The following is a 20,653-nucleotide window of genomic DNA, read 5'->3' on the forward strand; positions in this document are numbered from 1 at the left end:
TCAATCCCCCAGGTTGAGCGTGAGTTTGGTGACGGCGAACGCCTCGGCGTAGCGCGCGTGGCATTCGATGCCGCGGATCCGGGCAAGGCCGAGGAAGGCTTCCCGGTCGTACCAGGGCCGGTGCCGCTGCGAGGGATAGTGCTCCTGCAGCAGTTGCACCTTCTGTTCGGCGATCTCAGGTGACAGCGGCTGGTACGCCGCCGGTCGGCCGAGGTCGCCGTCCCACTTGACGATCTCGTAGCCGAGCACGAGGTGGTCACGGAACGCCGTGGTCATCAGCTTCGCCAGGCCGCGGTGATCCTGGTGGGCGTCGTCGGTGCGCGGCGCAAGGACCAGCTCCGGTTCGGTCTGCAGGCGCAGCTCCTCGACCGCGGCCTTGGCCTCCTCCCAGTGCGCGGGCAACCGGCCGTCCGGCAGCTTGTGCACGGTCAGCCGCAGGTCGGCGCCCGGGCAGAAGGCGGTGAGCGCGGCCTGTTCCTCCTGCTCCCGCTCGCTGCCGCCGCCGGAGAGCACCAGCGCGTCGACACGGATTCCGGGCCGCGCCTGGCACAGCGTCAGCAGCGTGCCGCCGGCACCGATGGCGATGTCGTCGCAGTGCGCGCCCACCGCGACGATCCGGTCCAGGGGCCCGGCCCCGAGCCGGATCACGCTCTGACTCCGGCGCTGTCCCGCTCCCACACGGCCCACGGGCGGTCGCCCCGCGCGTAGGCCTCGTCGAGCGCGGCCCGCTCCTTCACGGTGTCGGTCGGCTTCCAGAAGCCGCGGTGCTGGTGCGCCACCAACCGGCCGCGCTTGGCCAGTTGGGCGCAGCCGTCGGCGACCAGGTCCCCGTTCTCCGGTATGTGGTCGAAGACCTCCTGGCGGAGCACGAAGTAGCCGCCGTTCTCCCACAGCGGCATGTCGCTCACCGCGGTGATGCCCCCCACCAGGCCGTCCTCGCCCAGGTCCACGCAGTGGAACGACGACTGCGGCGGCACCACCATCATCGACGCACCGGCGTCGCGCCGGGCGAACCGGTCGATCATCTCCGGCAGCGGGGCGTCGGTGAGCACGTCGGCGTAGTTCGCGAGGAACATCTCGTCGCCGTCCAGATGGTGCCGCACCCGGCGCAGCCGCTCCCCGATCGGCGACTCGATGCCGGTCTGCGCGAACGTGATCGTCCAGTCGGCTATGTCGGTGGACAGCAGCTCGGTCCGCCCGCCCCGCAGCACGAAGTCGTTGGACGCGGTCTCCTCGTAGTTGAGGAAGAAGTTCTTGATGTGGTGAGCCCCGTAACCGAGGCACAGGATGAACTCCGTGTGCCCGAAGTGCGCGTAGTAGCGCATGACGTGCCAGATCAGCGGTCGCGGCCCGACCATCGCCATCGGCTTGGGCACGTCGTCGGAGGTTCCGTTGCGCATGCGCATTCCGTAACCGCCGCAGAACAGAACGACCTTCATGACTTGACCTCGACAATGCTCAGTTCCGGGATCGGAAAGACCAGCCGGCCGCCCCACTCGTGTACGAAGGACAACTGCTCGACCAGCTCGGTCCGCAGGTTCCACGGGAGGACGAGGACGTAGTCCGGCTTGTCGGCGGCTATCTGCTCGGGCGGAAGGATCGGGATGCGGGTGCCGGGGGTGAACCGGCCGTGCTTGTACGGGTTGCGGTCGACCGTGTATGCGAGCAGGTCGGGCCGGATACCGCAGTGGTTGAGCAGGGTGTTGCCCTTGCCCGGGGCGCCGTAGCCGACGACCGTCTCACCGCGCTCGGCCGCGTCGATGAGGAACCGCAGCAGGTCCCGGCGCACCTTGGCGACCCGGGCGGAGAACTCGGTGTAGCCGGACAGCTCCTGCAGCCCGGCGGCCTTCTCCCGGTCCAGCACGTCGGCCACCTGCTGGGTCGGCTCGCCGGCCACCTCGGTCGGCCGGGCCCACAGCCGGATGGACCCGCCGTGCGTGGGCAGCAGCTCGACGTCCACGAGCGTGAGTCCGCCGCTCGCCAGGGCCCGGATCGCGGACGCGACCGTGTAGTACTGGAAGTGCTCGTGGTAGATCGTGTCGTACTGGTTCTCCTCGATCAGGGTCAGCAGGTGCTGCACCTCGATGGAGACCCAGCCGTCGTCGGCGACCAGGGCGCGCAGCCCCTGGGTGAACCCGACCACGTCGGGGATGTGCGCGTAGACGTTGTTGGCCACGACCAGGTCCGCCGGGCCGTGCTCGGCGCGGACGGCCGAGCCGGTGTCGGGGCTCAGGAACTCCGTGAGCGTGGGCACACCCGCCTCTCGCGCCGCGGCACCGACGTTCACCGAGGGCTCGATGCCCAGGCAGCGGATCCCGCGGTCCACCACATGCCTCAGCAGGTACCCGTCGTTGCTCGCGACCTCGACCACGAAGGCGTCGGGACCGAGAGCGAGGCGCTGTGCGGCACCGTCGACGAACGTGCGCGCGTGCTCCACCCAGGAGGTCGAGAAGGAGGAGAAGTACGCGTACTCGCTGAACGTCTCCTCCGGCGTGATCAGCGGAGGGATCTGCGCGAGCCAACAGTCGGTGCAGACGCGCAGGTGCAGCGGGTACGCCGGTTCCGGCTGGTCCAGTTGGTCCGCGGCGAGAAAGCTCTCGCACGGCGGGGTCGCCCCCAGATCGACGACGCTCGCCAGCGTCGCCGAGCCGCAGAGTCGGCATCGTGTCATCTACTGCCCCCATCCCTGCTCGCGCGGGTGTCCCCAGCGCGAGCCAGTGCTGACCGACCCGCGATCGCGGTGCGGTACCCCTCCACCAGGCGCTCAAGGCCGACGGCCGGGCTGAACCCCTGCTCGTAACGGCGCCGGGCCGCCTGGCCCATCTCCCGGTTGCGGGTCGGCTCGGCCGCGATCCGGCGTATGCAGGACGCGAGCGAGGCGGGCTCGCCCGGCTGGTGCAGCAGCCCGGTGACGCCGTCCTCGACGAGTTCGACGAAAGCGCCGTGACCGGCGGCGACGGTCGGGACCCCGGCCGCCATCGCCTCCACGACCACCAGGCCGAACGCCTCCAGCCACGTCGAGGGGGCCACCACGGCGACCGACCGCGCGATGGCCTTTTGGCACTCCGCCGGGTCCAGCAGGCCGACGTAGCGCACGTCGTCCCGGCCCGCCGCCCAGGCGGTCACCTCTCGCTCCAGCGGCCCCGTGCCCGCGATCACGAGCGGGACGCCCACACCGCCGCTCGCCGCGATCTCGTCCCACGCGGCCATGAGCAGCCGTACGCCCTTGGCCTCCGCGAGCCGGCCGAGATAGAGCAACTGCTCTCCCCCGCCTTCCCGGCGAGTGTCCGGTTCGGGCACGAAGTTGTGCTTCACCGCCAGCCGTTCGGCCGGCATGCCGGACCGCACCAGGACGTCGCGCTGCGCCGCGGAGATGCAGAAGAACCGCTCCACGCCGGACCACCACCGCCGCCGGTTGACCGACAGGCTGACCGCGAGCGGCACCGTCGCGAGGCGGGAGTTCCGGTAGCAACCGTGCCGGACGGCGGGCAGTGGCGCCGATCCGACGCACTCGGTGCATGGCCGGCCGTCCCGCTGCAGCGTGCCTGGCGGGCACACCTGGGTGTAGTTGTGCAGCGTGGCGACGGCGGGCACACCGGCGTCGGCGCAGGCGGCGAGCACCGCGGGCGACAGGAGCGGGAAGACGTTGTGGACGTGCACCACGTCCGGCCGCTCGGTGCGCAGCCGGGCGGCGAGTTCCGTGCGGACCGCCGGATTCCACGGCACGAGGAGCGGCACCGCGACCTTGCCGAGGAGGGAGCGGGCGCCGATGTCGTCGCTGCGCCGCTCGAACACCTCGACGCGGTGGCCGGCCGCGCGCAGCAGCTCCACCTCCTGGTCGACGACCTTGTTCTCCCCGCTCGGCTGCGCCGAGGCGTAGCGGTTGTGCACCACGAGGACGTGCATGGTCAGGTCACCTCCGATCTACGGGCCCAGCGCGGGACGTGCCGTCGAGGGGCTTCGGGCAGCGCGAGCGGAACGGCCTGGGCGGGGGCCGCCAACAGCGAGGCGGCCAGGGCCAGATGGAGCAGATACGGCGAGGCGTCGCCGAGGCCGGCCTCGGTGTACGAGGCGATCGCGCAGTAGCTGATCAGGAAGATCGCGCAGGCCCGCTGGAGCGACGGCGGGCGCAGCAGCGCGACGCCGCCCAGCACGATGATGATCGCCGCGACGAGGGTGACGCCGATCAGGCCCTGCTCGTTGTAGACGGCCAGCCAGCTGTTGTCGATCGGCAGCCCGCCGAACGACTTGTCGCCCAGGCCCACGCCGAACGCCTTCTCCCCGGTCGTCCGGGGCGCGGCCAGCAGCGCGTTCCAGACCTTGGCCCGGCCGGTGAGACTGGAGAAGTTCTCCTGGCTCTGTCCGCGCAGGAACCAGGTCTGCAGCGCGGAGGCGAAGCCGACCGCGGCCACCACCGAGCACAGCACGGCCCAGGTGAAGAACCGGCGGGCCGCGGCGCTGGTCAGGACGAGCGAGCCGATCGCCAGCGCCAGCCCGAGCAGCAGGCCGAGCGTGGCCGTCCGGGTGTGGGTCAGCGCGAGCAGCACCAGCGACGGCACGATGACCAGCGCGGCGCTGGTCCGGTCGGTCCGCCTGCCGATGACGAGCAGCATGGTGAGCCCGATGATCACCGCCGCGTACTGCCCGATCTGCGGCGGGGTGAGCGGCCACAGCGCGCCGACGAGGCGTCCGCCGTAGAGGTCGGGCAGGGCCTTGCCCGGGGAGACGACCAGGCCGAGGGCCACCGAGCCGAGGACCGCGAAGTAGGCCCGGATGTGGTAGCGGACGAACGTGAGGCTGCCGTCCCACCAGCGGCTGAGCAGCCACAGGGTGCCGACGAAGAGAGTCAGCCGGAAGCAGCGGAACAGCGCGCCCGTCCCGGACTCCAGGCTCGCGCTGGAGATCACGCTGGACACCAGCAGCAGGGTGAGCAGCAGCACGTAGGCGCTGGCTCTGATGCGCACCCGCTGGTTGACCACGAGTGCCAGAGCGAACGCGGCGACCAGCGAGCCCATGGTGACCATCTGGATGAGGGAGCGGGGCAGCGGGACGATGGTCTTCGCCCCGGCGGAGCCGAGCGTGTTGAGGATCAGCAGCCCCCAGACGATCCCGACGGCCTTCGGTGTGCCGGCCGGGCGCGGTTCGGCGCCGGGCAGCGTCCCCGCCCTGTCCGGTCCGCGCGTCAGGTTCTCACCCATCTCAACCACCGGCCTGTAGGTCGAGGGTGCTGCCCTTGTCCTGCTGGTACGGCGTCGCCTGCCACTGCCCGAAGTCGAGCCCCCGGCTCTGGTCCTCGGCGACGAACTTCCACGGCCCGACGTAGACGTTGTCGTGCCAGCGGTTGTGCTGCTGCTCGGTGATGGCGTCGGCCACCCCTTCGCCGTGGTACGGGGACCAGTCCGGATAGGTGCCGTAGTTGGACAGCACCGCCATGCGGTCGCACATCTCCGTGCACTTGACGACGGACTCGTCGAGCACGAAGCGGTTGTCGTGGATGTCCACCCGCTGGGTCTTCCACCGGCAGTCGGAGTAGAGGGGTGCCTTGGCGATCGCCGGTCTCACACAGCTGCTGGTCTTCTTCACCAGCAGGGTGCAGTCACCGGACGAGGTGTTCGCCGGGCTGTTGCAGAACCGGTCGGCGTTTTCCCACAGGGTGATCCCGGACCAGTTGTTCTCCAACACGTTCCCGTAGATCTCGATCTTGTCGGTGCGGGCTCGGATCCGTGGTTCGCCGCCGGACTCGGACAGGTAGACGGTCGCGAACGGAAAGGTGTCGCCGCTGTCGGCTCCCTTTCGGCCCTCGACCCAGTTGTTCCGCCGGATCGTGTTGTTCCGGATGACCGCGTTGTAGCTGATCTCGTAGATCAGCGCGGCACCGTCGTTGTCCTCGATCACGTTGTTCTCGATGCGGAAGTCGTTGTTGTTGGTGTCCGCCCACAACCCGGTTCCGCGGTTGTCGTGCACCCAGTTGCCGCGTACGTCGGCGCCGTTGACGGCCCAGAACTTGATGCCTCCGGTGCAGCCGCAGCCCTTTCGCCGCCGCTCCCAGTCGCCGGTGTTGTTGCCCACGATCTCGTTGCCCTCGACCACCAGGCCGGTGATGCGGCCGTTGGCCTTGTACGCGTTCATGCCGTACTGGCCGTTGTCGCGCAGGCAGTTGGCGCGGACCTGCTGGCGGGCACCGGCCATCAGCCCGGCGCCGGAGTTGTCCTGGATCGTCGTGTGTTCGATCACCCACCCGTCGGCCGAGTCATGGTTGACCACGCCTTCGTCGGGCGGCGCCACGAAACGTTGCACGGTCAGGTAGCGGATGGCGACGTTGCGGGCGCTGCCGGCGAACGCGTACTGGTTCTTGTTCCGGCCGTCGAGCACGGCGCCCGGCGCACCGAGGTAGCGGTCCCCTTCCTTGGGGATGACCTGGGCGTAGCGGTCCGGGTCGAGCCTGTGCTTGCCCGGCTTGAGCCAGAACGTGGTGTTCGGTGGACTGCTCTTGGTCTTCGCCGCCAGGTCACCGACCACCGCGGGGTCGACCGTCACCGCGTCCGCCGGTGCCTTCGCCGGCCCGGCCGCGGGCTTGGCGCACACCTGGGTCACGGATCGGGCCGCGGACGTGGCGGACGTGGATGGCGCGGCCTTCGACTCCGCCTTGGTTCCCGAAGTGCTCTCACAGCCGGTCGTCGCCAGCAGGGCCAGCGCCAGCGGTGCCGCCGCCAACGCCCAGTGCCGACTCTTGATCCCCACTCGCCCCCCTAGCCGCGGAACCTGAGGACGGTGGTGAACCCCTCGGCGCCGTCGGCGAAACCGGTGCCGACCAGCGTGGTGGTGGGTTCCTTGCGCCCGAAGCCGGCGGAGTACCAGCCCAACGGCGGGTCGCTCTCGCCGCGATGCGCCCGCCAGGACAGCAGCCCGGGCAGGTCGAGCACCGCGGAGCGGTCCTCGCCGTCCCGGGTCCAGGTGAGCACTGCGCGGTTGTCCGCCAGGTCCGCGGCGATCGCCGGGCCGAGGTGGAACGCCAGGTGCACGGCCCGGCGCGGGCCGCGCACCTCGTCGACCACCCGCAGCTCCTGGCTCGCGGCCGTCAGTTCCACCCGGCGGCGGTGCACGGAGCGCTGGTAACCGTCGTGCTCGGCGCACCAGCGGGCCACGCCCTCGCCGGACGGGTCCGCGGCCAGGACGCGGGTACGGGCATGCCGGGTCCACAGGAACGGGCCACCGGATACGGACTGGTCGCTGCCGTCCAGTCGCAGGGTGTTGTGTCCGAGGGTCGACCGGAAGTACTGCCGCCACTCGGGTTGCCCGTGGTAGCAGTACGTCCCCGGGTCGGCGAGCACGTCGACCCCGTCGTGCCGGACCTCCACGGACAGCGCGTCCGCGTGGGCATGCGCGGCGATGGACAGGAAGCCGTGCGGACCACCGTCGCAGCGGCACCAGATCTCTCCCGGACCGCGCAGGATGGTGAGCCCCGCGTCGGCGAAGTGGGCCGGTCGGCTTGCCGGGCGGGTCACTGCCGGTGCGGTTCCCTTGTCCGAGTACGGCCGGATGAGCGCGGCCAGCAGCGGGGTGCGCACATCGGTGCCGGTCACCGCCGGCCACCATTCGAGCCGGCCGAACACGGCGTCGCCGGTGGCCAGCAGCGAGGCCCAGCGGTCGGTGCCCGCGCCGTCCAGGATCAGGCCGTGCCCATCGTCCGCGTCTCCCTGGCGGGGCGGTCGCAGCCGGTTGTCCACTACGGCGGCGAGGGCGTCGGTCATCCGCAGCAGCACCAGCCGGAGCGACTCGGGAACCTGCACGTTGGCGGCATCGGCCTCGGCCAGCGCGGCCAGGCCGAGTTCCAGCACTAGTCCGTGGTACTCGGTGGCCAGTTCGCGGTTGAGGCCGGAGTCGAAGGTGTTGGCGCGCAGCTGCCGCTCCAGCGAGCGCAACGCGTCGGACCGCCAACGCGCCGAGGAGGGGAACCAGTTGAACGCGCAGGCCGCGGCGAACTGCCCGGCGGTCTCGGCGATGACGTGGTTGTTCGCCGAGGAGCCCCGGCTGGGAAAGGCGGCCAGCCAGCGCTGGTGGTGCCAGATCTGGTTCAGCGCGACCGGGTTGTCCTCGAACAGTTCGGCCGCGCCCGGCCAGCCGTCGAGCAGCCGGCGGATCCACACCCAGGACAGCAGCCGGATGCCCAGCTCGATGCCGCTGATCCAGTGCACGCCGCGCAGCGGCGGGTTGGCCGCCCACCAGGACCGCAGGTGCTTGGCGACGCGCTCGGCGTACCGCTCGTCCCCGGTGACCGCGTAGGCGGCGGCGAGCACGGTGAGGTACTGGTGCCGGGACGGCTCCCAGATCTGCTTGATGTCCCCGGCCACGCTCTCGTTCCGGTACGGCACGTCGAAGGCGTAGCCCGAGGGGGCCCGGCGCCCGGTCTTCGGGTCGTACGACCAGTCCGGGTCGGTGAGGTCGTCGCGGGCCACCCCGAAGAACTCGGCGTGCCCGGCCATCAGGAGGTCCGCCTCGGCGACGAGCCGTTTCGCGGCGTCCGGCGGCACTGCGGCGACCGTGCCCGCGAGCAGGACGGCGGTGAACCGGGCGCCGCTGACGGTCGGACAGTCGGGCTGCGCCGACCGCCAGCGCCGTCTGCGCACGGTGTCGCCCGCCCGGCCCGCGACCTCGCGCGGGCCCATCCGGGACAGTCGGCGCAGGTACCAGCCCGCGCTCATGGTCATGGCGTCCTCGCCAACGTCACCGGCGCGCCGCCGGCCAGGCCGGTCTGCACGGCGAGGGTGGCCGAGGTGGTGGCGACCAGCGACTCAAGCGGCACCGGCATCGGCCCGCCGGTCCGCACGGCCTTGATGAACGCGGCCAGCTCGGCGTTCTGGCCCTTGTCCCGGGCCTTGGGCAGCCGTGAACTGACCCACTTCTTGCGGCCGACCCCCCCTTCTACAAACACCGAGGCACGAACGAAGTCGTCGAGCCGCAGCACCTTGCCGTCCGCGATGAGGTCCAGCGTCTCCTTGGGGAAGCCGGCCGCGCCGGTGGTGACGTAGCTGATGGTGGCGGTGGACCCGTCCGGGTAGCGCAGGACGACCTGGAGGTCCTCGTTGCCGGGCGCGGCCGTCGCGTACACGGAGACCGGGTCGGCTTCGAGCAGCCAGCTCGCCGTGTCGATGAAGTGGCCGCCCTCCCCGGCGAACCGCGAGCCCTCGGCGCCCTGTTGGAGGTACCAGCTGCCGTGCTGCAGCTTGCCCGCGTTGACCAGGTAGCGCAGGCTCGCCGGACCGGTCCGGGCGCCGAACCGCTCCTTGGCCTCCTGCAACAGCGGTGCGAACCGGCGGTTGAAGCCCACCTGGAGCCGGTCGTTGCCGGACTCCTCCACCGCCGCGAGTACGCCGGCCAGCTCGTCCTCGGTGAGGGCCAGGGGCTTCTCCACGAACACGGTCTTGCCGGCCAGCAGCGCCTGCCGGGTCAGTTCGGCGTGCGAGCTGTGCCGGGTGACCACGAACACGGCGTCGACGGACTTGTCGCCGAGGACCGCGTCGAGGTCGGTGGTCGCCTTGGCGAAGCCGAACTTCCGCTGCGCGTTGGCCCCGGACAGCGCCGTCGTGGTGACCACGGTCGACAACTCGACGCCCTCGCGCTGTGCCAGGTGCGGCAGCAGCATCGACGTCGCGTAGTTGCCCGCGCCGACGAAGGCGAGGCGCACCGGAGTCTTCGCGGACCGGGCCGGGGCGGCCGTTCCCTCGCTGCGACGGACCGCGGGCACGGTCACCGACGGGGCCTCCGCCTCTCCCGCTTCCTCCGTCTGCTCGGGGTACCTGAACAGCACGGCCACGGCCTTGAGTTCGCCGTCCTTCAGCCGCCGGTACGTCTCGACGGCGTCGTCGAAGTCGGCGATGTGGGAGACCAGGGGCTCCACGTCGACCCTGCCTCGGGCGACGAGGTCGAGGAAGCACGCCAGGTTGCGGCGCTCGGTCCAGCGGACGTAGCCGATCGGGTAGTCGCGGCCCTCCAGCTCGTACGACGGGTCGTAGCGCCCGGGACCGTAGGAGCGCGAGAAGCGGACGTCGAGTTCCTTCTCGTAGTACGCGTTCCACGGCAGGTCCAGGCGGCACTTGCCGATGTCGACGACCCGGCCGCGGTCCCGGCAGAGCCGGGCGGCCAGCTCGACGGGCTGGTTGCTGCCGCCGCCGGCGGCCAGGAACACCTGGTCCACGCCGTGGCCGTCGGTGAGTTCGGCGACGGCCGCTTCCACGGCCGCGGAGGCGGGGTCGCCGCAGGCCGCGGCGCCGAGGCGCTCGGCGAGTTCGCAGCGCGTCGGGTCCGGGTCGGCGCCGACCACGCGGACGCCTGCGGCGGTGAGGAGTTGGACGACCAGTTGCCCGATCAGCCCGAGGCCGATGACCAGCGCCACCTCGCCGAGCTGCGGCTCGCCCTGGCGGACGCCCTGCATCGCGATCGAGCCGACGGTACCGAAGGCCGCGTGCCGCGGCGCGAGGCCGTCGGGGACCGGGGCGTAGAGGTTCTTCGGCACCCAGTTCAACTCGGCGTGCAGCGCGTGCTCGTTGCCCGCGCAGGCCACCAGGTCGCCGACCTTGACATCGTCGATCCCGGCGCCGACCTGCTCGACCACCCCGCACAGCGAATAGCCCAGCGGGGTGTAGGAGTCCAGCTTGCCCATCACCTTGCGGTAGGTGGCGGGCACCCCGTTGGTGGCCACGCTCTGCATGACCTTGGCCACCTGGTCCGGCCGGGAGCGGGCCTTGCCCAGCATCGACATGCCGGCCTCGGAGACCTTCATGAGCTCGGTCCCGGTGGATATCAGCGAGAAGGCGCTGCGGACCAGCACACCGCCCGGCTTGCACCCCGGCACCGGAACGTCGAGCACCGCCAGCTCGCCGCTCTTGTAGTTCTGTACGACCTGCTTCACCCGAACTCCTGATTTCTAAGCCGTCAACCGAGCGCTCTGGCCGGACCCGGAGGTCGCGTCGCGATACCAGTACTCGAGGGTCAGTACGTGCCACAGATGCTTGGAGAAGTCCCGCTGCCCGGCGGCGTCCTCGGCGACCATGCGCGCCAGCGCGTCGCGGCGCAGGAGCCCGGAACGGACGAGCTCGCCGTCGTTGACGACCTCGCGCACCAGCGGTGCCAGGTCCCGGCTCATCCAGGCGCGCAGCGGGGCGCTGAACAGGCCCTTGGGCCGGTACACGATCTCCTTGGGCAGGACCGAGGTGGCCGCCTCCTTGAGGACGACCTTGCCCTGCCGTCCGACGATCTTGCGATCACCGGGCACGGCGAACGCCGCCTTCACCACTTCGACGTCCACATACGGCACCCGTACCTCGGTCGACGCGGCCATGCTCGACCGGTCCGTGTAAGCGAGGTTCAGGCCCGGCAGGAACATCCGGGCGTCGGTGAGGCACATGCGGTTGACGAAGTCGTCGAGGTCGTTGTCCTGGTAGACGTCCGCGTGTTCGGTCACCACGTCGTCGACCGTCCCGGCCAGGTCCGGATCGAGAAGGGCGAGCAGCTCGTCCTGGTCGTACATGGTGTAGCTGCGCCGGAACGCGGTCTCCTCGGGCAGATCGGCGAAGGAGAGGAACCGCTTCGCGAAACGCACCGACCTGTAGCCCCTGCGGGCCGAGGCGACCGGCAGCCGGTCCACGACCCCGGACACCCCGCGCCGCAGGGGCCGCGGGACGCGCTGGTAGCGCAGCGCGAGGAGGTTGGCCAGGTGCTTGCGGTACCCGGCGAACAGTTCGTCTGCGCCCATCCCCGAGAGCATCACCTTGACCCCGGCCTCCCGGGCGGCCATGCAGATCAGGTACGTGTTGATCGCGGCGGGGTCGCCGATCGGCTCGTCCAGGCTGTACGTCATCTGCGGCAGCAGGTCGAGCACATTCGGGGCGATCTCGATCTCGTGCAGGTCGACACCGAACTTCTCCGCGACCTGCCGGGCGTAGCGCAGGTCGTCCGGCATCGCCTCGAACTTGGCGTCCTCGGCGCGGAAGCCGATCGTGTAGGCGGAGATCCCGGGTTGGTGGCGGGCCGCCAGCGCGGTCAGGTAGCTGGAGTCGAGGCCGCCGGAGAGGAAGGTCGCCACGGGTACGTCGGATATGAGGTGGCGGCGGGTCGACTCCTCGACGATGGCGGCGAGGTCGGGCTGTTCACCGGCCAGTGCCCGGTCCCGGCCCTCGGCGGCGACGTCCTTCAGGTTCCAGAAGCTGCCGCGCTCCACCCGGCCGTCGGGCCGGCACCTCAGCCAGCTCCCCGGCGGCAGCTTCTCCGCCTCGCGGAACGCGCAGCGCGAGTCCGGCACCCAGTAGTAGAGCAGGGACGCCACCAGCGCCGCGTGGTCCACCTCCAGCGACTTGCCGGTCACGGCGGCGAGCGCCTTGAGCTCGGAGGCGAACATCAGGCCCTCGCCGCGCCGCAGCAGGAACAGCGGCTTGATGCCGAGCTGGTCGCGGACGAGCACCAGGTCGCCGGTGCGCTCGTCGAAGATGCCGAACGCGAACATGCCGCGCAGCCTGGGCAGGCAGTCGGTGCCCCAGCGCCGCCAGGCCTCCAGGACCACCTCGGTGTCGGAGGTGCCGCGGAAGCGCACCCCGGTGGCCTCCAACTCGGCGCGGAGTTCGGGCGCGTTGTACAGCTCGCCGTTGTACGTCAGGGCGAGGCCGTCCGAGACCATCGGCTGGGCGCCGGTCTCCGACAGGTCGACGATGGCCAGCCTGCGGTGCCCGAGCTGCACCTCGCCGTCACCCAGGGGGTGGCCGTAGCGGCCCGAGCCGTCCGGGCCGCGGTGGGCGAGGGTGTGGGTGAGCCGGTCGGTCACTGCCTTTCCGTCCGGCCATCGGTAAGTGCCTGCGATGCCACACACGTCCTACCGCACCTCCTGGTCGTTGTCCGGGACCCGTGCGGCCCGTATCGGCTGGCGTTCGGTGAGCCGCCGGCCCGTCGCGTTCTGCCAGGTCGGCCGCTCGGTCCGGCCGCGCAGCGCGTTGGCCAGCCCGTCCCACAGCGTGCCGTCGGTCCGGTCGCGCCGATCGGGGTCGATCAGCACCACACCGATCACCGGGATGCGCTGGTCCGCGAGTTGCCGCGCCACTGTGTGCAGCCATGCGGCGCTGCCGTGCCCGGCACGCACCACGAGCACGGTCTGGGTGCCGAGGTACTGGAGGTCGGTCCACGCCGTGCCGGGCGCCACCGAGCCGACGCCGATCCGCTGCTCCTGAGGCGACACGGCCGCGGCGCGTTCGCCGCTGACCACGGTGGGGTCTCCTGGCTTCGGGCGGCGGCCTGCGAGCTGCGGGCGGGGGAGACCGTCGATGACGACCACTGGCCCGTCCTCCGCCAGTGCCCGGGCGAGGCCGAGGGCGATCACGCTCGTGCTGCGCGCGCAGCCCAGTTCCAGCAGCGACAGCGGTTCCGCGGAGCCGCGCGCGGTGCGGGCAAGGGTCGTGGTGAGCCGTTCGCGTGCCACCCGGGTCCGTCGGCGCTGCCACAGCCTGCCCGACCGGCGGGGCAGTTCCGCGATGACCGAGGCGCCGAGGTTCGCCGCGATGTCCCGGCGCAGCACAGGCCGGTCCGCGACCACGACGCCGACCGCGGCCAGCGCGAGCCCGAGGAAGAGCCCGAGGACGAGTCCGATCACGGCGTTGGTGACGGCGGCCTTGGGCAGGGAGTGCGGCACCGCGCGCGGGGCGTCCACGATCTGGGTGCCGGCGACGAGCTGGGGCGCGCCAACGCGTGCCTCCTCGGCACGTTGGCCGAAGTCGGAGATCTGCGAGGTGAGTTCGGCCCGCCGGGCGAAGAGCGACTCGAGGTTCGCCGCGTCCTTCGGGTCGGTGCCGGGCGACCGGCCGCCGATCGCCTTGTTGACGTCGGCGAGCTCCACCTGCATGCGGTCACGCTGATCGAGCAGGCCCTTGGCGTTGGCGTTGGCGATGGCCTGGATGCGCTTGGCGTGGTCCGCGACGAACGCTTCGGCCAGTGCCTTGGCCCGGGCCACCGCTTCCGCGTCGGTCTTGCCCGTCACATCGATCTCGAGGACGTTGTTGGTCAGTCCGGCGCCCCGGTAGTCCTTCATGAAGTCCGCCGGTTTTTCCGGGGACTTGAGGATCCGCAGGGCCTGGCCGGCGATCCGCGAGGTGCCCAGCAGCTGGGCGTCGGTGCGGATCAGCGTTCCGGTGTCGTTCGGCTGGTCCTCCTGATGCGCGACCAGCACCTTGGTCACCGCGGCCGGTGCCGGCGGCAGCAGGACCGCCACGGCCGCGCCGCTCAGCAGTCCCAGCAGCGCCATGGCGCTCCACAGGCGGCGTCGGCGGCGGACCGCGACCACCAGCCCCTGCAGGTCGATGAGCGGAGCGGTGGCCGACGACTCCGAAGTCGTACTCGTCGTCACGCTGGATCTCCTGTCGCGTGGCCCTGAACCGCGAGCGCCAGGGTGGCCTCGTCAGAAGGTCGGTCGGCGGTGCGCGGCGGGCGGTTGCGGACCGTGCCGGCCACGACGACGCCGACGACCTCGTGCCCGCCGTCCGCACACGCCTCGGCGATGCCGGCGAGTTCCTCGGCGGTCCAGCTGCCCGCGCTGAGGACGGCCAGGGCACCGGACTCGGTGTCGCGGTCCGGCACGATCGGCCGGTCCACCGAGACCTCCACCACCCGCAACTGCGGATCACCGGTGGCCTCGGCGACGAGCTGTCCGGCGGCCAGCCGGGCGACCTCGTCGCCTTCCGGTACGACGACCAGCAGCCGCCGGGGGGCGGGCAGTTGGACTCTGAGGCGGGCGCACACCCGCCGGTAGCGGATCCGCCGCTCGGCCTCGTCGCCGGAGCGCTGCGGGGCCGGTACGTCCCATCGGACGTCGGTGCCGAGCAGCCGGCGGAGCCGGGCCCGTGCGCCATGGCTCTCGGGCCGGTGTCCGTGCCGTTCGCCGGGCACGTCGACGGTGCCGAGGAACGGCGAGCCGAGCGCCGCGGCGATCTCCGGTTCGGTGCGCAGCCGGCGGCTCACCCGTGCGGCGGCGAGATGGCCGACGACCGCGAGCAGGACGAACAGCAGCGCCCCGGCGACGATGAGCTGCATCCTCGTCGGCGCCGCCGCGCCGGTGGGTCGGGGTGCCGGCCCCATGACGACCATGCCGGCCTTGGTGGTCGCCGGGTTGGCCTCCTCCAGCTTCTTCATGGCGTCCTGCAGCCCGGTGCGCAGACCCTCGAGCTCGGTGCGGGCCTGCACGGCCTCCACGGTCTGCCCCGGATCTGCCGAGTTGGCCAGGTCGGTGATACGGCGGTTGGTCTCGGCCACCTGCTTCCGCAGCGCCTCTGTCGCCGTGTCCGCCGCGGGGTCGGTGCTGCCGCCCGCGATGCGGGTGGCGAAGGTGACGAACTGCTGGGCCAGCTGGTCGGAGAGCCGCTGCGCGCGCTCCGGGGTGTCGGCCGTACCGGAGACCTTGATGATGTTCCCGTCGTCCGCCTTGGCGCTCACGTCTTTCTGCAGCTCGGTGCCGTCGACGCCCGTCCAGTGGAGCGCGGCGGCCGCGCGGTCGACCACCGCCGAACTGGTGGCGATGTCCACCTGGGTCAGCAGTTCGCGCTCTTCCCACTGACCCGGCAGCAGTACCGATGCCTCTGCCGTGTACCGCGGCGGAAGCAGCAGCACCGAGGTGCCGTAGCCGAAAAGCGCGCCCACTACGGCGAGGACGGCGAGGAGCCGCCACCGCCGACGGAGAATCCGTCCGATCGTGACCAGGCGGATCGTGTCGTCATTCAATGGTGCGGCCTCTTCCCCGTACGGAGCGGCCCACCCGCCGACACCGGGGCTTGGTCCCGGCAGGCGGCGGCGTAGGCGGCGAGCAGTGACGCTTGCGAGTTCCGCCAGGAGAGCGGCCCGCTGATCCGCTCCTGGCCGGTCTTTCCCATCCGGGCCCGCTTCTCCGGATCGTCGAGGAGCAGCGCGATGAGTTTGGCGAACTGGGCCTCGTCGTTGGCGGGCGCGTAGACGGCGGCGTCACCGGCGGAGACGCGCGCTTCCCGGAGGTCGAACGAGACGATCGGCCGCCCCATCGCCATGTACTCCAGGACCTTGTTCATGGTCGACACGTCGTTGAGCGGATTGTGCGGGTCGGGGGAAAGGCATACGTCGGCGGTGCACAGGTAGCGCACCAGGTCGGCGTCCGGGATGCGTCCGGTGAACTGCACCTGCTCGGAGAGACCGAGCCGCCGGGACAGTTCGACCATCGCGTCGAAGGCGTCGCCGGCGCCGACGAAGACCGCGTGCCAGTCGGTCCGGCCGACCTCGTCGCGCAGTTTCGCCAGGGCCCGCAGAGCGTAGTCGACCCCGTCCTGAGGGCCCATGACGCCGAGGTAGCACAGCAGATGGGGCTTGCCGCGCTTCAACTCCGGCTCCGGGGGCACCGGTTGGAACCGGTCGGTCGCGGGTGCGCTGCGCACCACGAAGACGTCCTCCGCCCGCCGGCCGCCGCGGCGCAGCGCGACGTCCTTGTAGCTCTCGTTCGTGGCGAGCACGATGTCCGCGGCCCGGTAGGTCCGCCGTTCCAGCGCGCACACGGCGCGGTAGAGCAGGTCCTCGCCGCGGTCGAACCGGGAGAGGTACAGCTCGGGCACCAGGTCGTGCTGGTCGAAGACGAACCGCGCGCCGCGCCGCTTCATCCACAGAGCCGGCAGGAACAGCAGGTCGGGCGGGTTGCAGGCGTGAACCACGTCGACCGGGCCGACCTTGCGGGCCAGCCGGACCGTGTGCCACAACGCCGATCCGTATTCCCGCAGGTATCCGGCCGGCCCTCCGGTGGCCGCGCGCAACGGGTAGCGGTGGATCCGCACCCCCTCGATCACCGCCTCCGGCTCCGTGTCCCGCTTCTCCCCCTGGGGACAGATGACGTGGACCTCCCAGCCCGCGTCGCGCAGCGTCGTGCACTCCTGCCACACCCGCCGGTCGAAGGGGACCGAGAGGTTCTCCACCAGGATCAGCGCGCGACGGTTCGTCCCGTCGCCGCCGGTCGCGTTACCAAGCAAGGCCCATGTACCCCGGTTCGGCCCGGCGCGCCTCGGCGTCGGGAAGGCGGATGAGGTCGACGATCACGGGTCCGTCCGCATGGGGCAGCGCCGACAGCACGGCCGGATCCCTGGTCCCGACCAGGCACACCTCGGCGTGCTCGAGCACCTCGCCGACGGAGTCCGCGAGCAGCTGCGCGAGATGCGGCAGCCGGCTCTCGATGTACTCGCGGTTCGCGCCGAGCAGCCGGGAGAGGCTCACGTTGGCGTCGTAGATCTTGAGGTCGTAGCCCTTGCCGAAGAGCCTCTCAGCCAGCTCGACGAGCGGGCTCTCGCGGAGGTCGTCGGTGCCGGGTTTGAAGGACAGCCCGAACAGGCCCACCCGGCGCTTGCCGGTGCGCTCGACCAGGTCCACCGCGCGCTGCAGATGGTCGGAGTTGGAGGCCAGCACGTGGGAGAGGATCGGCACCGAGACGTCGGCCCGCTGCGCCGCGTGGACCAGGCTGCGCAGGTCCTTGGGCAGGCAGGAGCCGCCGAAGGCGAAGCCGGGCCGCAGGTAGGCGGGGCTGATGTTCAGCTTGCGGTCGGCCAGGAACACGTCCATCACCTGGTGCGAGTCCACACCGAGCGCCTGGCACACCGCGCCCAGCTCGTTCGCGAAGCCGATCTTGAGGCCGTGGAACGCGTTGTCCGCGTACTTGATCGCCTCGGCCGTCGGGACCGGCACCCGGAACACCTCGCCGGGCACGCCGTCGTAGAGCGCCAGCACCGCGTCGCCGCTTGCCGGGTCGAGCTCGCCGATGACGGTCTTCGGCGGGTCGAAGAAGTCCTGCACGCTGGTGCCCTCGCGCAGGAACTCCGGGTTGACCGCGACCCCGATGTCCACCCCGGCCAGACCGCCGACGTGCTTCTCGAGGATCGGCACCAGCAGGTTCAGGCAGGTGCCCGGGAGCATGGTGCTGCGGAACACGACGGTGTGCCGCCCGCCCCGCTCGGCCAGCGCGGCGCCTATCTCCTCGGTGACCCGCTCCAAGTACGTCGTGCACAGGCTGCCGTTGGGCTCCGACGGCGTGCCCACGCAGATCAGCGACACCTCGCTGCCCGCGATCGCCTCGCGGACGTCGTCGGTGGCGCGCAGGGCTCCGGTCCGCACGACCTCGGCGATGAGCTCGCCGATACGTTCCTCCACCACCGGGGCCTTGCCGTCGTTGACCAGGTCGACCTTCACCTGGTTCACGTCCACCCCGATGACCTCGTGCCCCATGCTGGCCAGGCACGCGGCCGATACGCAGCCCACGTAGCCGAGCCCGAAAACGCTGACTCTCATGACCGGTCTCTCCCCCCAGGCAGGCCCCTGCGGCCTGCGGTCCGCGCGCCGGTCGGACGACCCCCGCGCATCAGTAGGCCCCCTGCCCGTGGAGCACGGCACGCAGCGTCTTCCACAAGATCACTGTGTCCAGGGCGAGCGACCAGTCCTCCACGTACCGCAGGTCGAGGCGGACGGCCTCCTCCCACGGCAGGTCGCTGCGTCCGCTGATCTGCCACAGGCCGGTGAGCCCGGGCTTGACCAGCAGCCGCCGCCGGATGTCCGGGTCGTACGCGGCGCACTCCTCCGGTAGCGGAGGCCGCGGTCCGACGAGCGACATCGATCCGGTCAGCACGTTGAAGAGCTGTGGGAGCTCGTCGAGCGAGTACCGGCGCAGCACTGCTCCCACCCGGGTCACCCGCGGATCCCGGCGGAGCTTGAACAGCAGGCCCGCGCCCTCGTTGCGGTCGGTCAACTGGGCACGTGCCCCGTGGGCCCCGGCGACCATGGTGCGGAACTTGACGATGGTGAACTCGCGGCCGTCCTTGCCGACCCTGCGCTGGCGGTATAAGACCCCGCCCCGGCTGTCCACCAGGACGAGCAGCCCGACGAGGACCATCAGCGGCGCGAACAGCATCAGCAGGATCGCCGCGCCCATCCGATCGACGACCCCCTTGATCGCCCGGCGGCCTCCGGTGAAGGTCGGCATGCTGACCCGCAGCAGCGGTATCCCGAGCACCGCGTCGACGTGCAGCCGCGGGCCGGCCACCTCCATCAGCACGGGGGCCACGATCATCTCGGCGTCGCTGCCTTCGAGGTTCCAGGCCAGCCGCTGCAGCCGGTCCGGTGACCAGTGCGGGTCCGGTGTGACCGCGACGACGCGGTAGCCGTCGTGGCGGACGTGCTTGGCGACATCCTCCAGCAGGCCGATGACCGGCACTCCGTCCAACTGGTCGCCGTCGAGCCCGCCTTGGTCGCCGTCGAGCCCGCGGCCGTCCGTCGTGCACACCGCCTCCACCCGCCAGCCGAGGTGCGGGAGCTTGCGGGTTCGGTTGATCAGGTCGCGCACGGTGGCCGGGCTCCCGGCAGCGAGCACCGGTCTCAGGCAGCGTCCTTCGTTGCGCTGTTTGTGCAGCCAGAGGCGGAGCAGATACCGCTCGGTCATGGTGACGAGCGCGATCGCGGGGATCGCGACGAAGATCCAGAGCTTGATGTTGCGCGAGGTCAGGGCGATCCCGCCGAGTGCCAGGACGACGGTCGCCGTGAACAGTGAGCGTCCGAGTCGGCGGAATTCCTCGGCGCCCTGGCCGAGTACGGCCGGAGACCACGACCGGCTCACCGCGAGCGCTCCCAGCACCAGCAGTTGGGTGCCGAAGGCGAGAATTCCCCACTTCTCATGCCAGTTGGCCGCGTCCCGGGCCCCGAAGAAGTCGCCGATCGCCGCCACCACGAAGGCGGTGGCCACGGTGTCACTGATGATCACGGTACGTCTGTACCGCTGCTCCCATTCGATCGCGGGCTGGCTGATTGCCCCGTCCGCCAGACGCCCGCGCGCCGACGGATAAGGGCCGACTATTCCCCCCTGCCGCACAGAACCCCCCAAGGTCCCCAGTGGTTCGACGTGTTCGCCTCACACTGTTTCGCCCCTTACGGGAGGCCCCCGCCTCCCGCCGGCTGTTCCCCCTCGCGAGGCCCCCACCCCCCGCGCATGACATCCCGGCAATTTCAGAGCTACGTGAACAACCCACCCTGGCGGCGGCAGACTTGCACGTCCTGCCAGGCTCTTGAGGTGCGCGGGAACCCGTCGAAACCTCGGATGCTCCCCGCACCCGAAGCCCCTCTCGGGCTCCACGAATCGATCACCCCCACGTCTGGCGCCAGAGACAACGCTGCTGGCCGTCTGTATCGCCGGACCCATAGATCATCATTTGTCGCCTCGTGTCCCAGCATGCGAAGCACGGTCAATCTAGACCATCGGGGCCCGTCTGAAGAGAGGGGCGTGTGGAATTTGTGCTCAAGATTTGAAGCCGGATCCACGAATCGGTGACCGCCTGCGGGCGCCTTGGCGACGAAAGATGTCCTGACCTGCCTCTTCACGACCGTTCCGGTAGTTGTGCCAGCAGATCCACAGTCGTGGACGCGAAGCCGGCCTCGCTCCTCGCGAGCCATCCGAACTCACCTCAGCAGGCAGGGCGTTCACGCGGTGGTGCCGCGAGCGGCCGATCAGATCGCGACACGCAAACGCCGTGGCGGATCCGGTGGCTGCCGGCTGGCCTTCGCCGGCCTTCCCCGGCCTTCGCTGGTACGGGAGCGCGACAAGACCACGCCGACCACCGCGCACCAAGCCGTCCCCGAA

Annotated in this window: 14 protein-coding genes; all 14 read right to left on the reverse strand. The window is 71.1% G+C overall.

Annotated features, from left to right (window positions below):
- The gene (locus tag OG798_RS07250) at positions 1-648 is read right to left on the reverse strand and encodes a PIG-L deacetylase family protein (RefSeq protein ID WP_121417393.1); all 648 of its coding nucleotides are present in this window, start codon (positions 646-648) and stop codon (positions 1-3) included.
- On the reverse strand, positions 645-1,439 hold the full coding sequence (locus OG798_RS07255) for a glucose-1-phosphate cytidylyltransferase (RefSeq protein ID WP_095856538.1): 795 nt from the start codon (positions 1,437-1,439) through the stop codon (positions 645-647). Before OG798_RS07255 ends, OG798_RS07250 begins: the two co-directional genes overlap by 4 nt.
- A complete protein-coding gene (locus OG798_RS07260) occupies positions 1,436-2,671 on the reverse strand; it encodes a class I SAM-dependent methyltransferase (RefSeq protein ID WP_328756642.1) in 1,236 nt (411 codons plus the stop codon). The genes OG798_RS07255 and OG798_RS07260 overlap by 4 nt, the downstream gene beginning before the upstream one ends.
- The gene (locus OG798_RS07265) at positions 2,668-3,906 is read right to left on the reverse strand and encodes a glycosyltransferase family 4 protein (protein ID WP_328756643.1); all 1,239 of its coding nucleotides are present in this window, start codon (positions 3,904-3,906) and stop codon (positions 2,668-2,670) included. Before OG798_RS07265 ends, OG798_RS07260 begins: the two co-directional genes overlap by 4 nt.
- Before the next feature lie 2 nt (positions 3,907-3,908).
- Positions 3,909-5,198, reverse strand: a complete 1,290-nt coding sequence (locus OG798_RS07270; RefSeq protein WP_121417391.1) for an O-antigen ligase domain-containing protein — start codon at positions 5,196-5,198, stop codon at positions 3,909-3,911.
- A gap of 1 nt (position 5,199) precedes the next feature.
- The gene (locus tag OG798_RS07275) at positions 5,200-6,741 is read right to left on the reverse strand and encodes a right-handed parallel beta-helix repeat-containing protein (RefSeq protein ID WP_121417390.1); all 1,542 of its coding nucleotides are present in this window, start codon (positions 6,739-6,741) and stop codon (positions 5,200-5,202) included.
- Between the two features lie 8 nt (positions 6,742-6,749).
- Positions 6,750-8,708 (reverse strand): heparinase II/III family protein, encoded by a 1,959-nt coding sequence (locus OG798_RS07280; protein WP_328756644.1) that lies wholly within the window; start codon positions 8,706-8,708, stop codon positions 6,750-6,752.
- A complete protein-coding gene (locus tag OG798_RS07285; protein WP_121417389.1) occupies positions 8,705-10,909 on the reverse strand; it encodes a bi-domain-containing oxidoreductase in 2,205 nt (734 codons plus the stop codon). Before OG798_RS07285 ends, OG798_RS07280 begins: the two co-directional genes overlap by 4 nt.
- Before the next feature lie 15 nt (positions 10,910-10,924).
- A complete protein-coding gene (gene asnB / locus OG798_RS07290) occupies positions 10,925-12,859 on the reverse strand; it encodes an asparagine synthase (glutamine-hydrolyzing) (RefSeq protein WP_267060705.1) in 1,935 nt (644 codons plus the stop codon).
- 3 nt (positions 12,860-12,862) lie between these two features.
- Positions 12,863-14,383 (reverse strand): Wzz/FepE/Etk N-terminal domain-containing protein, encoded by a 1,521-nt coding sequence (locus OG798_RS07295; RefSeq protein ID WP_328756645.1) that lies wholly within the window; start codon positions 14,381-14,383, stop codon positions 12,863-12,865.
- Positions 14,380-15,750 (reverse strand): Wzz/FepE/Etk N-terminal domain-containing protein, encoded by a 1,371-nt coding sequence (locus tag OG798_RS07300; RefSeq protein ID WP_328756646.1) that lies wholly within the window; start codon positions 15,748-15,750, stop codon positions 14,380-14,382. Before OG798_RS07300 ends, OG798_RS07295 begins: the two co-directional genes overlap by 4 nt.
- Positions 15,747-17,012 (reverse strand): glycosyltransferase family 4 protein, encoded by a 1,266-nt coding sequence (locus OG798_RS07305; RefSeq protein ID WP_328756647.1) that lies wholly within the window; start codon positions 17,010-17,012, stop codon positions 15,747-15,749. Before OG798_RS07305 ends, OG798_RS07300 begins: the two co-directional genes overlap by 4 nt.
- Positions 17,002-18,318: a nucleotide sugar dehydrogenase gene (locus OG798_RS07310; RefSeq protein ID WP_328756648.1), complete on the reverse strand. Its 1,317-nt coding sequence runs from the start codon at positions 18,316-18,318 to the stop codon at positions 17,002-17,004. The genes OG798_RS07305 and OG798_RS07310 overlap by 11 nt, the downstream gene beginning before the upstream one ends.
- A 70-nt stretch (positions 18,319-18,388) precedes the next feature.
- The gene (locus OG798_RS07315; RefSeq protein WP_095856526.1) at positions 18,389-19,888 is read right to left on the reverse strand and encodes a sugar transferase; all 1,500 of its coding nucleotides are present in this window, start codon (positions 19,886-19,888) and stop codon (positions 18,389-18,391) included.
- Positions 19,889-20,653: the final 765 nt, after the last annotated feature.

This window comes from Streptomyces sp. NBC_00271 (assembly GCF_036178845.1).
In the GTDB taxonomy this organism is placed as follows: domain Bacteria; phylum Actinomycetota; class Actinomycetes; order Streptomycetales; family Streptomycetaceae; genus Streptomyces.